Below are 14,481 nucleotides of genomic sequence, written 5' to 3' on the forward strand. Positions count from 1 at the left end.
TCAATGGACAGCCTTTTGTATGTTTAAAAACTATTTATTTTACCTTCTTGAATAGTTGGGTGCTTCTTTCGTTATCGCTACATCGTGTGGGTGACTTTCATTGATTCCACTTGCGGTGATGCGTACAAATTGTCCAGTTTCTTTCAACGTTTCAATGTCTTTGGCACCACAATAGCCCATTCCTGCGCGCAATCCGCCAATAAATTGATGAATACTTTCGTCCAAGTTTCCTTTGTACGGTACACGACCTACAATACCTTCTGGCACTAACTTTTTGATATCAGCTTCTACATCTTGGAAATACCGGTCTTTGGAACCTTGTTTCATGGCTTCTACAGAACCCATTCCACGATATGATTTGAATTTTCTTCCTTCGTAAATAATCGTTTCTCCAGGAGATTCCTTAGTTCCAGCCAATAACGAACCTAACATTACTGTATCGGCTCCTGCGGCGATCGCCTTTGGAATGTCTCCCGTATATCGAATTCCTCCATCCGCAATGACAGGAACGCCACTACCTTTAATGGCTGCTGCTACTTCTAATACTGCTGAAAATTGTGGAAATCCAACACCAGCTACCACTCTCGTCGTACAAATAGATCCTGGACCAATTCCAACTTTTACGGCATCTGCACCCGCATCTACCAAATAACGTGCGGCAGCACCTGTAGCAATGTTTCCAACAATCACTTCTAGGTTTGGAAACTTTGCTTTCACTTCTTTTAAAACGCTTACCACACCTTTTGTATGTCCGTGTGCGGTATCAATCACAACTGCATCTACACCTGCTTTTACCAATGCTGCTGCTCTATCTACAGCATCTGCTGTAACTCCTAAAGCGGCTGCTACACGCAAACGCCCATAAGAATCTTTGTTTGCAATTGGTTTTTGAGTCACTTTGGTAATGTCTCTAAACGTAATGAGTCCTTTTAGTTTGTAATGCTCATCAACAATTAAAAGCTTTTCAATTTTATGCTTTTGCAGAATTGCCTCAGCATCTTTTAAGGAAGTTCCTTCTGGAGAAGTGACTAAGTTTTCGCTCGTCATCACTTCTATGATTGGTCGTTGACTGTTATGTTCGAAACGTAAATCTCTATTTGTAACTATTCCTTTGAGCGTTCCGTCATTGTCTACGATTGGAATTCCGCCAATGCTATGTTCTTTCATATTGGCGTTGGCATCTGCTACCGTTGCCGTTAATGGCAAGGTTACAGGATCGATGATCATTCCGCTTTCAGCACGTTTTACTTTTCGTACTTTTTGTGCTTGTCGTTCAATCGTCATGTTTTTGTGTAACACGCCGATGCCACCTTCACGCGCCATCGCAATTGCCATGGAAGATTCTGTAACAGTATCCATCGCGGCCGAAATTATGGGCACATTAATGGTGATGTTTCTCGTAAATTTTGTTTGAATGCTGACTTCTCTTGGAAGAACTTCTGAAAACGCAGGAACTAATAAGACATCGTCATAAGTTAATCCTTCGCCTAGAATTTTGTTGTTGTGTGCTGTCATTATGCAATTAAAATATAATTGCGTGCAAATATACTGCTTTTTATACAATTAATACTATTTGTTATGGTAGATAACAATTTGTTAATGGATTTGTTATGAAACTTTCTGCTTCAAAACGTTAACTCTTAAACTTCATTTTTGTTTATTGTAGACTTGTTTATTCGATTGGACTTCGACTCCACTCAGTCCAAGCTTTGAAACTTCTCAATACTCAATACTCACTACTAATATCTCACTACTCATAAACTAACTAATGATATTGATTGAAAATTTTTGAAGCTTCATTGTAAGCAGACTCAAAACTCATAGTTTGAACATTTGTGTTTGCCTTTGCAGCCGTAAAGTAGGAAACCATCTTTTCTGTAGGCATGTTTCCTGTGAGTTCGTCTTTTGCCATCGGACAGCCGCCAAATCCTTGAATAGCGCCATCAAAACGTCTGCAACCTGCTTTGTACGCTGCATCTACTTTTTCGTGCCATGAAGTTGGTGTGGTGTGTAAATGTGCGCCAAATTCAATTTCTGGATATTTTGGAATGAGATTCGAATACAGATATTCAATGACGTCTGGTGTGGAAGAACCAATCGTATCTGAGAGCGATAAAATTTTCACGCCCATGCTGGAAAGCTTTTCTGTCCAATTTCCGACAATATCTACATTCCAAGGATCTCCGTACGGATTTCCAAATCCCATAGAAAGATACGCTACAACTTCTTTATTTGTTTTTGTAGCAATGTTTAGGATTTCTTGTAAGGTTTCTATGGATTGCGCAATGGTTTTGTGTGTATTCCGCATTTGAAAGTTTTCTGAAATGGAAAACGGATAGCCTAAGTATTGAATTTCTGGATGCGTACTTGCATCGTTTGCTCCACGAACATTGGCTACAATAGCGAGCAGTTTGCTTTCAGTGGTTGACAAGTCTAATTTTGATAAGACTTCGGCCGTATCTACCATTTGTGGAATGGCTTTTGGCGATACAAAACTACCAAAATCAATAGTATCAAAGCCTACACGCAATAGAGATTGAATGTATTGAACTTTTTTTTCTGTAGGAATAAACATTTTGATACCTTGCATGGCATCACGTGGACATTCTATTAATTTAATGTTTTCCATAGGATGCCAAAGATAATCAACGAAAACGTTTTAGGAACTATTTTTTGTGAATAAAAATGACTCCAATTTTTTAAAATAACCAAGGTCCTAAAAACTCAAACCAAAGAATAAATCCAACAATACTTCCCACAAAACCTGCCAAAATAAAGGTGATTCGATATTTTTTGGGCACAATCATAAAGATGACAAAACTTGCGATGATCGCTCCTAAAATTGCGGTCATGATCGGAATTGTCCATTGATTCAATCCAAGATAGGTTGAGATGCGAAATTCATCTCCACTGAAAAATGTACTTCCTTTCAAAAGATACGTTCCTCCTGCCATGACTGTATTGAACACTTCACGCAAAATAAATAACGATAGAAAAACCGCCAGCCAATCTGTAAGCTTGAAATTTTCTTGTTTGTTTACATTTCTATATGCTAGGATAAAAAGCCCGAAAAAACTGGTTAAAATCGTTTGTATTGGTCCGCCCAACGTAATGTAGAAGTCATCTGTTGGATTGGAAGGGAATTTTTCTTCTATTTTTTTGAATAATTGGTCTGCTTCCTCTTTTTTGATTTCAGAAAAATCATCAAACGATTCCACATTTTCAAATATTTTTCGCCACGCAATGACGTCTTCATCTTCTGAAAATCCTTCAAAATTATACGTCATACTGCCATAGTTGAGCGTAGTTTCATAACCTAAAGCTTCTGCCATAGCTATATGACCCAATTCATGCGTTTGTGTTCCCACAATAGTGGAAATGAAGAATGCCAACACAAACCAATAAAAGTATTTTTTATCTATTTTAAGAAACCTCATCACAGTTTAGGTACACATGATAAAAATAGCAATTCCCACAAATACAACAATTTGCAGCCATTTCATATATACGCCAATGTTTTTATTTTTTTGAATGGATTCAGAAATGATTCCCCCAAAAACTGCAACCGCACCAAAAACAAAAAACGAAACTAAAATGAATAGAAAGCCCAATACGTAAAATTGTAGCACTTCGCTCATCGTATCACTAAAAAGAAATCCTGGAAACAGTGCCAAGAAAAACAGTGTGACTTTCGGATTGAGCACATTCATGATAAATCCTTGCTTGAATAACTCAAAAACGGACTTTTTTGGAACGGCACCATTTCCCAATTCAATAGCTCCAGAACTTTTGTACACTTTGTACGCCAAGTACACCAAATACAACGCTCCTAGAAGCTTCACGATAAAAAATAAGGTTGGATTTTGTTTTAAAATGGTAGAGGCTCCAAAAGCCACTAAAGTCGTGTGAATGATACAACCTATCATCAATCCTAAAACGGTGGCAATTCCGTATTTACGACCATTTACAATACTTTGCATGAGCACGTAAATATTGTCTGGCCCGGGCGAAATTGCTAGTAAAAATGTAGCTGTGACAAATCCTATGAGTATTTCTATATTCAATACAACTGAATTTTTTTTTGAGCGTATAAAAATATATCTTTTTATTTTAACAATTCACATTGTAATGAACTTAGTTGTGCTAACGACAGAGTTTATATAACTATTGATCTAAACGATGAAAACAATGAAAGTATATATAAATATTTTGATGCTGTGTTTGGTGTTTACTGTACACGCACAAACAGCAAACGCTAATTATACCATTTCATTTGAAGGAACATGGAGTGCCAGTACGCATCCGCATGCTAATTTTTCCGTAAATGCACATTGGTCAAATTTAGTAGGCGCAATGCATAATAGCAATGTTGTTTTTGTGAATCCAGGCTCACTGGCTTCTGCAGGAATTGAAGATGTGGCTGAAAATGGTCAAAATGATGCCATACAGCTAGAAGTTCAAAATGCGATGAATGCTGGAAATGCAAATCTTTTTTTCAATCAACCGTTTGATGCATTTTCTCCAACAGCAACAGCTGCCACAAGTATTGTTGCAGATCAAAATTTTCCACTACTTTCCTTAGCTTCGATGATTGCGCCAAGTCCCGATTGGATGATTCAGGTAAATAGTATCTCGTTATTGGATACTAATGGCGATTGGATACCGTCTATTGTCATGGATTTATTTCCTTATGATGCAGGAACGGAAGATGGCAATATGTATGCTTCTAACAATCCTGATACTGTGCCGCAGCAACCGATTAGTAGTTTGCAGAATATTGCACCTTTTTCCAATGCAAAAGTTGGTACTTTAACGATTTCATTGGTTTCCTTGAGTACGACAGAATTCAACATTAATACCGCTTTTTCTGTTAGTACGAATGCTGCGAATAAGTCTATTCAAATTTATAATGCTGACAGAAAAACGATGCAACAAATTGAGATGTATGACGCCTTTGGCAATCTTTTGAAACGCTATGCAAATCCTTCAAACGAAGCCATGAAAACCTTTACATTTCCGAACACAAAAAGCGGATTATACATTGTAAAGATTACGACTGATACTAGTACTGTTATTAAGAAAGTATTGTTGTAGCAGTATTTTTTATGCTCTTTTTAAAAGTTCTTTGTTGATATTTTTAATGAGATTTGGACCTTCATAAACAAATCCTGTGTACAATTGTACCAAATCTGCACCGGCGTCCAATTTTTCAAGCGCATCTTTTGCCGTGTGAATGCCTCCTACTCCAATAATTGGAAAGGCTTTGTTACTTTTTTCTGCTAAGAAACGAATCACTTCTGTAGAACGGTTGGTGAGTGGTTTTCCGCTCAATCCACCCATTTCTTCCTTGTCGGGAGATTGTAAACCTTCGCGGGAAATGGTGGTGTTTGTAGCAATGACGCCTGCAATGTTGGTATTTGCCACAATTTCGATAATGTCTTCCAATTGTTCATTGGTTAAATCGGGTGCAATTTTGAGTAGAATTGGCTTTGGCGAAGCCTTTTCTCTATTCATTCCTTGCAAAGTAGACAACAACGCTGTTAGCGGTTCTTTATCTTGTAATTCACGTAATCCTGGTGTATTTGGCGAACTTACATTCACCACAAAATAATCAACATGTGGAAATAAAGCTTCAAAGCATATTTTGTAATCTTCAACAGCGTCTTCGTTTGGTGTCACTTTATTTTTCCCAATGTTTCCGCCAATTAGCACGCCTTTGTTCTTTTTTAAACGTTCTACGGCTTCATGAACGCCGCCGTTATTGAATCCCATACGATTGATAATGGCTTCGTCTTGTTTCAAGCGAAAGAGACGTTTCTTAGGATTTCCTACTTGTGGTTTCGGTGTTAAGGTTCCTATTTCTATAAAGCCAAATCCGAAATTGGAAAGTTCGTTGTAGAGTTTTGCATCTTTGTCAAAACCCGCAGCCAAACCGACAGGATTTTTAAACGTTAAGCCAAAAACCGTACGTTCCAAACGTTTGTCATTCACTACATACATTCTTCTAAAAATGCTAGAAACAAAAGGAATTTTGCAAAGTGTTCTAATCAATGAAAAGGTAAAATGATGCACTTTTTCTGGATCGAAGCGAAAAAGGATAGGTTTTACAAGAAATTGGTACATGCTGTTTTGTTTGTGCAAAAATAGTTTAAATTTTAGAAGTGAAATCTTTTTGTCTGTTATTTTATGTATGAAGTTTCACTTTTTTTAACTTTCGTAAAAGCAGCTCTAACATCTGTTTTGAAAAGTGGCGGTACTTTCATTCTACATAAATAATCAACTTATTTTTATACTTACAATTCATAAAACCAGAGATCTAAAGTTTTCTTTTCAAACTGTTGTCTTTTAATTTTATAAATAATAAATCAAAAAAAAATATCATGAAAAAAAAGAATTTAACATCGTTATCACTAAACAAAAGATCAATCTCTAAAATCCAAGGTCAAGGACTTCACGGTGGAAGTAGTATACTTACAGGACTTTGGAATAGTTGTCGCGCAATTGAATGCCTTTCAGAAGATTGTACTTCTATTGACTGTTTTGTCAGGGAATCTGAAAACCCAACGTGTACAAGTCAAAATTAAAAAATAACTTAGTCAACAAAATGCTTCTTCTTTAAGGAGCATTTTTTTTTGAAAAAGCTTTTGAATTGTGCGTTATTTTTTTTCAGAATCTACTATTTTTGAAAAAAAGACTTCACATGCAACATATTATAGACAGATTTATCAGTTATGTTACGATTGATACCGAATCTGATCCAACTTCTGACACGACACCAAGTACTGAAAAACAATGGAATTTAGCCAATCTATTGGTAGATGAATTGAAACGAATTGGGTTGTCTGATGTTACAATAGACAACAACGCATATATTATGGCAACGTTGCCAAGCAATGTAGATCATGACGTGCCAACGATCGGATTTGTGTCGCATTTTGATACGTCTCCAGATTTTACAGGCGCCAATGTAAATCCTCAGATTATACACAATTATGACGGAAAAGATATTGTGCTAAATGCCGCAGAAAATATTGTGCTTTCGCCAGATTATTTTGACGACTTGTTATTTTACAAAGGAAAAACCTTAATTACTACGGACGGAACTACATTGTTGGGTGCCGATGACAAAGCAGGGATTTGCGAAATTGTGTCTGCAATGGAATATTTGATCAATCATCCAGAAATAAAACATGGAAAAATTCGTATCGGCTTTACACCAGATGAAGAAATTGGTCGTGGTGCACACAAGTTTGATGTGGAAAAGTTTGGTGCGGATTGGGCATATACGATGGATGGAAGCCAAATTGGTGAGTTGGAATACGAAAATTTCAACGCTGCAAGTGCTACAATTGAAATTAAAGGAAAAATTGTACATCCTGGCTATGCAAAAAATAAAATGATCAATTCCATTTTGATTGCGAACGAAATCATAAATTCATTGCCATCACATGATGTTCCGCAAGAAACCACCGATCGTGAAGGCTTTTACCATTTACATACGGTGACAGGAAGCGTAGAAGAATCGTCTTTGGCATACATTATTCGTGATCACGACAAAAATAAGTTTCAAGCGCGTAAAGAGTTGTTAGAGAAAATTGCGGCTGATATTAACAGTCGCTACACGTATGATCCTGTACAATTGACGATCAAAGATCAGTATTACAACATGAAAGAAAAGGTTGAACCTGTGTTTCATATTGTAGAAATTGCCGAAGAAGCCATGAAAGCGTTAGACATTACGCCAATTATTAAGCCTATTCGCGGTGGAACTGATGGTTCGCAATTGTCATTTATGGGCTTGCCGTGTCCAAACATTTTTGCGGGCGGACATAATTTTCATGGACGTTATGAGTATGTTCCTGTAGAAAGTATTCAAAGTGCGATTGAAGTGATTGTTAAAATTGCGGAATTGACAGCGGCAAAGTACCAAAAATAATCCATTGGTCGATTTTTTGTATTCCTACAACGATTGTTCAACATTTATTTTTTTGTAAGAATTAATCCACTGCAGTAGTATTTATTTTTGAGGAAATAACCTTAAAAATAAAGAATTATGGGAACTATTTCAGAATCGTTAAGTACATTTTATGACACTATTGCCGAAGGAATTGGCGATTGGGGATTGAAACTAATTGGTGCATTAGCAGCTTTAATTATTGGCTTTTGGATCATCCGAATGATTATGAAAGCTATTGGAAAAGCTTTTGAAACGCGCCATGTGGATGAAACTTTGCGCCCATTTTTACTGACGGTGATTGGATTTATTCTTAAACTCGTTTTACTAATTTCCATTGCTGGGATTGTTGGAATTCCAACCGCTTCTTTTGCAGCATTGATTGCTGGGATTGGTATTGCTATTGGTGCCGCTTTCAATGGTTCTCTTGGTCATTTAGCTTCTGGTGTAATGCTATTGATCTTCAGGCCTTTTAAAGTGGGCGATTTGATCAAAACAAATGATGCTTTTGGTTTTGTAAAAGAAATTTCAGTGTTTGTGACAGTAATAGAAACATTTCAAAACGAAACCGTGATTGTACCTAACGGCGCAATTACCGCAAATAAAATTACAAATCTTACGAAAATAGGAAATCTTCGTATCGACATGCCTTTTGGGATTCAATATGGAACAGATATTCAAAAAGCAAGAGACATTGTTGCAGAAGTTTTAAAAAATGATAAAAATGTATTGGCTGAGCCAGCTCCGAGAGTTGCTGTGAATAATTTAGGAACCAATGGTGTTGAATTGTTAGCCATGCCGTATGTTGATTGTAATAACTATTGGGATGTATATTGGGATACACGTCAAAAAATCGTAGAAGCCTTAGGAGCAGCTAAGTATGACGCACCTTTTGCACAACGTATTGTAACGATGAAACAGTTGTAAACAAAAATCATTAAAAATATATGAAAGCCGTCCTTTTTGGATGGCTTTTTCTATTTTAGTAAAAAATATTCCCCATGAAAAAGTTTACTTCCGTAGAAAGTTACATCCAAAGTTTCCCTGAATGGGAAGCGAAATTACGTTTGTTACAAAATAGTATTCTTAAAAATTCGAATGTAACGGAAACGCTCAAATGGAGTATTCCCGTGTATACGGTCAACGGAAAAAATGTATTGGGAATTGGCTGTTTTAAATCGCACATCGCCATTTGGTTTTTTCATGGAGCGTTGTTAAAAGATGAAGCGAATATGCTCGTAAACGCGCAAGAAGGCAAAACACAAGCCATGCGCCATTGGAAGTTTACAGCTTCTGATCGTATTGATGAAGCTTTGGTACAACAGTATGTAAACGAAGCCATTCAGCATCAATTGGAAGGCAAAACAGTTGTATTTAAAAAAGAGTCAACTGTCACTCTTCCTGAAGCTTTGGCAAATGCATTTACGACAAATACAGCATTGAAAGAAGCGTTTCAAACATTAACCAATTATAAACGAAAAGAATACATAGAACACATTGCCACAGCCAAAAGAGAAGCAACGCAGCAACGGCGCTTAGAAAAAATTATTCCGATGAGGCGCATTCAGAAAATAGCTCACTTAAAGCTAACAAGAACATAAAAATCCAAGATTTGATCTATTTCATTTCTTGGATTTTTATTTTGGACTGTTTTTATGTTCTTTTTAGTGAGTTTTGTTAACGATAAGACATACCTATGCCATAGTTTTGGTAAACTATTTTAAAAATTTATGCTGCTATTTGTTGCTTTTTGTAGATTCTTCTTCCGATTTCTAAGGCATTAGCGGTATGTATACCAAAGAATATCCACAGGGTTTCTGTAAGCTTTGTTTTTGCTTTTATTTTTTTGAGATGATAATACTCTTTTTCCTTGCCAAAGCTACCTTCTAATCGCGTAGCTCTTTCTTTTGTGATTAAGCTCTTTAATTTTTTCTCTTGCTTGTAGTCTTTAGGAGGCCTTCCTTTTCTTTTGAAGTCGGTTTTAATCTTGTGCTTTGTGACAAAGTTTCTATTCTTGTTTGTGGCATATATAGCATCTGCTCCAATGATCTTGGTTTTTCTATGGGTAAGATCTTGTGCTTTATAGATCGTAGCTTGCAGTCGCGTTCCCTCATTGAAGGCATGAAAACTTAGGTGTTCTATAAAGCTAATTCCATCGATTTGTAGTTTGTTAACTTTGGCTCCGAACTCTACGGGTTTGATTTCTTTTCCTCGAACGATAGGTCGTAAGTAGTCCTTTGCAATACTTACAATACGGTCTTTAATCTTATTACCTGTTCTGAAGTGATATTCTTGTTGAGAGTAAACTTTTTTGATTGTAGCTACTCTGCGATAGTATTGTACACTGCCTCGTAGATGATCATAGCTACGAAGTTCAGCTTCAAAGTCGATAAACTTCTTTAATAACCCTAAAAGTGAACGTGTTAGTGATTTTCGTTTTGACTTGGTCTTGCGACGCATCTTGCTAAAATTGTGATAGCGTCGCTTCCATTTCAGGTATTTGCTCCGTATCATTTTTACTCCCACTACCTTGGCATTTTTACGGAGTTGCTTATACATCCAGTTCACAGCTTCCCATAGTAGCTTTTGGTTGGAAGGATACCGCAGTTCACTCTCGTAACAAGTGGCATCTACGGTAAGCTGATTAGGATTCTCAATATAATCAGACCAGTGTACATATAGACATTTTTGCAATACATCAATGTTTAAGCTAGCAGATAGCTCACATCGTATTTGACTTACGATTTTATAATTAGTGATACGGTCAAAACCCAAATGTAAATCACAAAAAAACTGATAATCAATATTACTGTTGAGTTGTTCTATAAGTCGCTTATCACTGCAACAGGCATAATGTTTTAAAAACATCAGCGCAATCCGACCTTGTGGACTAAAGGACATTTTAGCTCCTTTAGAAGATTCTTTAAGGTCAAAATATCTAACCAAATCAGACCAAGGAATGGCAGTGTAAATCTTACCAAGATCACTCTCTAAAAATCGAACATAATATGCATCAAAATTTTCAACAGAAGATAAAAAGGAAAATTTGTGCTGAAACTCACTAATTCTTTGTATTTTCATAGCTAGAGAAAAAAGAAAACCCCGTTTTTGCACCATATAGGTCATTTTCGGGGTTTTATGTTTCTTTAATTTACAAAGAAATACTAGTATTTACAAGGCTTTAGATATTTTCTGAATGCGCCCGATGATTTTGAAAGGCAAAGGATTGAATGATAAATATAAGTGATTTTTATAGCTAAAATTTGCGGTTACAATTTAAAACAAAAAAAGCACCACTTTCGCGGTGCTTTTGAGTTATATAAAAATAACATATTATTTTTTTGCTGGAGGATTGTTGAGTCTTGCAGAAGCTTCTACTGAAAGTGCTGCGCGTTCAAACTTGATTTTTCCTGCGCCAGTTTCAATAACACACGTAAAATCTTTATCGTTCAATTCAACAATTTTTCCATGAATTCCGCTTTTAGTGATCACTCGATCACCTTTTTTTACAGATGCCATGAATTTTTTCTCCTTTTTTTGTTTCTTTAATGAAGGTGCTATGATTAAAAAATATAGCACGGCAATCATTAATAATAACGGTAAAATCTGTTCCAATCTTTCTAATATAAGTGATTAATGATTGTGTCCTTCGTGACCCGTTTGCTGAGTTTTAGTCGCTCCGTTTTTAGCGGCTGCTGCTTGTTGTGCTGCTTGCTGCTTTTTCATACGTGCTTCTCTTTCCGCTTTTGCTTTTGCTCTTTTCGCTTCCATTTCTGGGTTTGGAGTTGCAAATGCTTTGATACGAACTACTTCTCTTCCTTTTTCAGTATTTGCCGTAATCGTTACCGTATTTGTTTTAAGATTTGGCTTTCCGTTAGAGTTGTACTTTACCGTAAATTGTCCGCTTGCCCCTGGTGCAATTGGTTCTTTTGGCCAATCGTTAGGAACTGTACATCCACAGCTTCCTTTAATGTTTGAAATCAATAATGGTGCATTTCCTGTATTTTCAAATTTAAACACAGTTTCCACTTGATCTCCTTCGTTGATTGTTCCAAAATCGTACTCTGTTTTGTCAAACGTCATTGCTGCAAAGTTTGTAGCAACGGCATCTCTTTTTGCTGCATCTGCAACATTAGCACTTTGTATCTTCTTTGTAGCATCGTCTTTACAAGAAGTAAATAAGACTACCGTCATAGCTCCTAATAGTAAAAATCCTTTTTTGATCATAGTATTTAAAATTTTATGGGGTAAATTTAATAATTGTTTTTGTTACATCAAACCGCGACCGATTTTATTTAACTTATTTTCTTTTTTATATTCTTTAATTAACTTATCTAATATTCCGTTTACAAACATACTACTTTTTGACGTAGAATATTCTTTTGCGAGTTCAATATACTCGTTTATAGTGACTTTTACAGGAATTGAAGGAAATTTTAAGAATTCGCAAATCGCCATTTTTAAGAGAATTAAGTCCAAATTTGCAATTCTATCCTTGTCCCAGTTTGGTGTTTTCCCTTGAATTTCTGCTGTCAACATTTCATCATTTAGTACAGTTTTTCTAAATAAATCCCTCACAAAGGCTTTATCTTCATCATCTTTGTACAATTCTGAAAGAAAAATTCGCTCTTTTCCTTTTTTTGCTTGTTTGATTGATTTTAAGATTAATGTATTCACTACAGGCAAATCATCCAACCATGTTAATTTTTGATCTTCAAAGTATTCATACAGCTTTTCATTAGGTGCAATGATTTGCGAAAATAGTTTCACCACAAAGGCACGATCTTTATCGTAACTAGTGTCTGTGTCTGCCATGTACTTTTTATACACATCACTTTCCAACATCGCTTCAAAAATGACACGTACATATTCATCATTCAATTCCCAATCATCCAATTTACGATCGTGAACGGCATCTTTTAGCTGTTCATTTTCTGCCAAATGGCGAATGATAGCATTTTGAATAAATTTTTTGTTCGGATTTTTGTCTTCAGAAGTCGCTAAGTATTTTTTTTGAGATAATTCAAGTTGATTTTCCGCGTACGCGCTCAATTTTACAAATAAATCTAGCGTGAGCACATGCAAGTCGTGCATATTCGCGATACTCATATTGATAAACTTCAACTCTTTGTCTACCTGATCACTTTGTGATTGATACAATGCATAAATAGATTGCATTACTTTAACTCGAATATGTCTTCTTGTTAGCATCTACGTCAGAACTTTAATTTTATAAAAATAAAAGGGCGAAAAGAGTTTCCTCCTTTCGCCCGCAAAAATATAATTATTTTAAAAAAATGCTACTATTTATGTGCTTCTTTTTTTCTTGTTGCAATTCGATCTAAGGCAATGCTTAATGCAGAGTTGTGTGGAGTGGAATTGTTATCTTCAGAATGTTTGAATATTTCCAACGTCGTATTGTAAATATTTTCTGTTTTACGGATGATTTCTGTTTTCCCGTACCCTTCTAATTCGGCATACACATTGATGATTCCACCTGCGTTGATTAAAAAATCTGGTGCGTAGGCAATACCTTTATCTTTCAACATGGCTCCATGACGGTTTTCATCTTTTAACTGATTGTTAGCAGCTCCAGCAATAATCTGTGCTTTTAACTTGTAAATACTATCGTCATTTACGGTTGCTCCTAACGCACATGGTGCATAAATGTCCATTTCTTCTGTGTAAATATCTTCACCACGATAAATAGTAGCGCCATATTTTTTACTAACAACTTGTAAACGCTCTTCATTGATATCGGCAATCATCACCTTAGCACCTTCATTGGTTAAATGTTCTACCAACGCTTCTCCTACATGTCCAATTCCTTGTACATACACGGTACGATCTTCCAAAATAGCTGAGCCAAATTTATATTTTGCCGCAGCTTTCATTCCCATAAAAACACCATATGCTGTAATTGGAGAAGGATTTCCTGCGCCACCTTTGGCTTCTGAAATTCCAGTGACAAACGGAGTAACGCCGCGAACAATATCCATGTCGCTCGTTTCCATTCCCACATCTTCGGCAGTAATGTAACGTCCGCTTAAAGAATGTACAAATTCTCCAAACTTACGCATTAACTCAGGTGTTTTTTGGGTTTTTGCATCGCCAATAATGACTGCTTTTCCACCACCTAAATTCAATCCTGTTATCGCTGATTTAAACGTCATTCCGCGCGACAAGCGAAGTACATCGTTTAAGGCTTCCCATTCGTTTTTGTATTGCCACATTCGAGTTCCTCCAAGTGCGGGTCCTAAAACTGTGTTATGGATTCCTATTATTGCTTTTAATCCTGTATCTTTGTCATTGCAAAAAACAACTTGTTCATGATTATCAAAAGATAATTGTCCAAAAACAGGGTCAACCTTGTGTAATTCACGGGTATTAATGACGTCTGAAACCATAGGCTTTTATGTGTTATAATTATGATATATATAAAAAATAGACTGCAAAAATAGTGATAATTCAAATTTATGCAACAAACATGTTGTTAAAATGAATATAATTCAAAATAAACCTCAACT

15 protein-coding genes are annotated in these 14,481 nt (G+C 36.1%); 5 read left to right on the forward strand and 10 right to left on the reverse strand.

The window, feature by feature from the left end:
- Positions 1–39: 39 nt before the first annotated feature.
- The 4 genes from guaB to KORDIASMS9_RS18525 all read right to left on the reverse strand — a co-directional run bounded on the left by guaB (position 40) and on the right by KORDIASMS9_RS18525 (position 4,064).
- Positions 40–1,515, reverse strand: a complete 1,476-nt coding sequence (guaB, locus tag KORDIASMS9_RS18510) for an IMP dehydrogenase (protein WP_114904276.1) — start codon at positions 1,513–1,515, stop codon at positions 40–42.
- A gap of 250 nt (positions 1,516–1,765) precedes the next feature.
- Entirely contained in the window at positions 1,766–2,629 is an 864-nt protein-coding gene (locus KORDIASMS9_RS18515) for a hydroxymethylglutaryl-CoA lyase (protein ID WP_114904277.1), read from the reverse strand.
- 70 nt (positions 2,630–2,699) lie between these two features.
- Positions 2,700–3,437, reverse strand: a complete 738-nt coding sequence (locus tag KORDIASMS9_RS18520) for a hypothetical protein (protein ID WP_114904278.1) — start codon at positions 3,435–3,437, stop codon at positions 2,700–2,702.
- Positions 3,438–3,443: 6 nt separating this feature from the next.
- Positions 3,444–4,064: a LysE family translocator gene (locus KORDIASMS9_RS18525; RefSeq protein WP_114904279.1), complete on the reverse strand. Its 621-nt coding sequence runs from the start codon at positions 4,062–4,064 to the stop codon at positions 3,444–3,446.
- A 124-nt stretch (positions 4,065–4,188) separates the two neighbouring features.
- On the opposite strand from KORDIASMS9_RS18525, the gene KORDIASMS9_RS18530 reads away from it, so the two are divergent.
- Positions 4,189–5,094, forward strand: a complete 906-nt coding sequence (locus tag KORDIASMS9_RS18530) for a spondin domain-containing protein (RefSeq protein WP_162820046.1) — start codon at positions 4,189–4,191, stop codon at positions 5,092–5,094.
- A 9-nt stretch (positions 5,095–5,103) separates the two neighbouring features.
- On the opposite strand, the gene KORDIASMS9_RS18535 is transcribed toward KORDIASMS9_RS18530, so the two are convergent.
- Positions 5,104–6,123 (reverse strand): quinone-dependent dihydroorotate dehydrogenase, encoded by a 1,020-nt coding sequence (locus KORDIASMS9_RS18535; RefSeq protein ID WP_114904281.1) that lies wholly within the window; start codon positions 6,121–6,123, stop codon positions 5,104–5,106.
- Positions 6,124–6,380: 257 nt separating this feature from the next.
- Between KORDIASMS9_RS18535 and KORDIASMS9_RS23450 the strand changes: the two genes are divergently transcribed.
- The 4 genes from KORDIASMS9_RS23450 to KORDIASMS9_RS18550 all read left to right on the forward strand — a co-directional run bounded on the left by KORDIASMS9_RS23450 (position 6,381) and on the right by KORDIASMS9_RS18550 (position 9,555).
- The gene (locus tag KORDIASMS9_RS23450) at positions 6,381–6,584 is read left to right on the forward strand and encodes a hypothetical protein (RefSeq protein WP_162820047.1); all 204 of its coding nucleotides are present in this window, start codon (positions 6,381–6,383) and stop codon (positions 6,582–6,584) included.
- A gap of 116 nt (positions 6,585–6,700) precedes the next feature.
- Positions 6,701–7,936 (forward strand): peptidase T, encoded by a 1,236-nt coding sequence (gene pepT / locus KORDIASMS9_RS18540; protein WP_114904282.1) that lies wholly within the window; start codon positions 6,701–6,703, stop codon positions 7,934–7,936.
- Positions 7,937–8,053: 117 nt separating this feature from the next.
- Entirely contained in the window at positions 8,054–8,881 is an 828-nt protein-coding gene (locus KORDIASMS9_RS18545) for a mechanosensitive ion channel family protein (protein ID WP_114904283.1), read from the forward strand.
- A gap of 74 nt (positions 8,882–8,955) precedes the next feature.
- Positions 8,956–9,555 carry a YdeI family protein gene (locus tag KORDIASMS9_RS18550; protein ID WP_114904284.1) on the forward strand — a complete coding sequence of 200 codons (600 nt, stop codon included), beginning with the start codon at positions 8,956–8,958 and terminating at the stop codon, positions 9,553–9,555.
- 127 nt (positions 9,556–9,682) lie between these two features.
- On the opposite strand, the gene KORDIASMS9_RS18555 is transcribed toward KORDIASMS9_RS18550, so the two are convergent.
- From KORDIASMS9_RS18555 to KORDIASMS9_RS18575, 5 genes are all read right to left on the reverse strand, one after another.
- Positions 9,683–11,080: a transposase gene (locus KORDIASMS9_RS18555; RefSeq protein WP_205318008.1), complete on the reverse strand. Its 1,398-nt coding sequence runs from the start codon at positions 11,078–11,080 to the stop codon at positions 9,683–9,685.
- A 207-nt stretch (positions 11,081–11,287) separates the two neighbouring features.
- A complete protein-coding gene (gene yajC, locus KORDIASMS9_RS18560; RefSeq protein ID WP_256387000.1) occupies positions 11,288–11,569 on the reverse strand; it encodes a preprotein translocase subunit YajC in 282 nt (93 codons plus the stop codon).
- A gap of 18 nt (positions 11,570–11,587) precedes the next feature.
- Complete coding sequence (locus KORDIASMS9_RS18565; protein WP_114904286.1) at positions 11,588–12,181, reverse strand: DUF1573 domain-containing protein; 594 nt, start codon at positions 12,179–12,181, stop codon at positions 11,588–11,590.
- A 42-nt stretch (positions 12,182–12,223) separates the two neighbouring features.
- Positions 12,224–13,132 (reverse strand): transcription antitermination factor NusB, encoded by a 909-nt coding sequence (gene nusB, locus KORDIASMS9_RS18570; RefSeq protein WP_114905290.1) that lies wholly within the window; start codon positions 13,130–13,132, stop codon positions 12,224–12,226.
- Positions 13,133–13,257: 125 nt separating this feature from the next.
- The gene (locus tag KORDIASMS9_RS18575; RefSeq protein ID WP_114904287.1) at positions 13,258–14,361 is read right to left on the reverse strand and encodes a Glu/Leu/Phe/Val dehydrogenase; all 1,104 of its coding nucleotides are present in this window, start codon (positions 14,359–14,361) and stop codon (positions 13,258–13,260) included.
- Positions 14,362–14,481 lie beyond the last annotated feature (120 nt).

Origin of the sequence: Kordia sp. SMS9, from assembly GCF_003352465.1 — a bacterium.
Classification (GTDB): Bacteria; Bacteroidota; Bacteroidia; order Flavobacteriales; family Flavobacteriaceae; genus Kordia.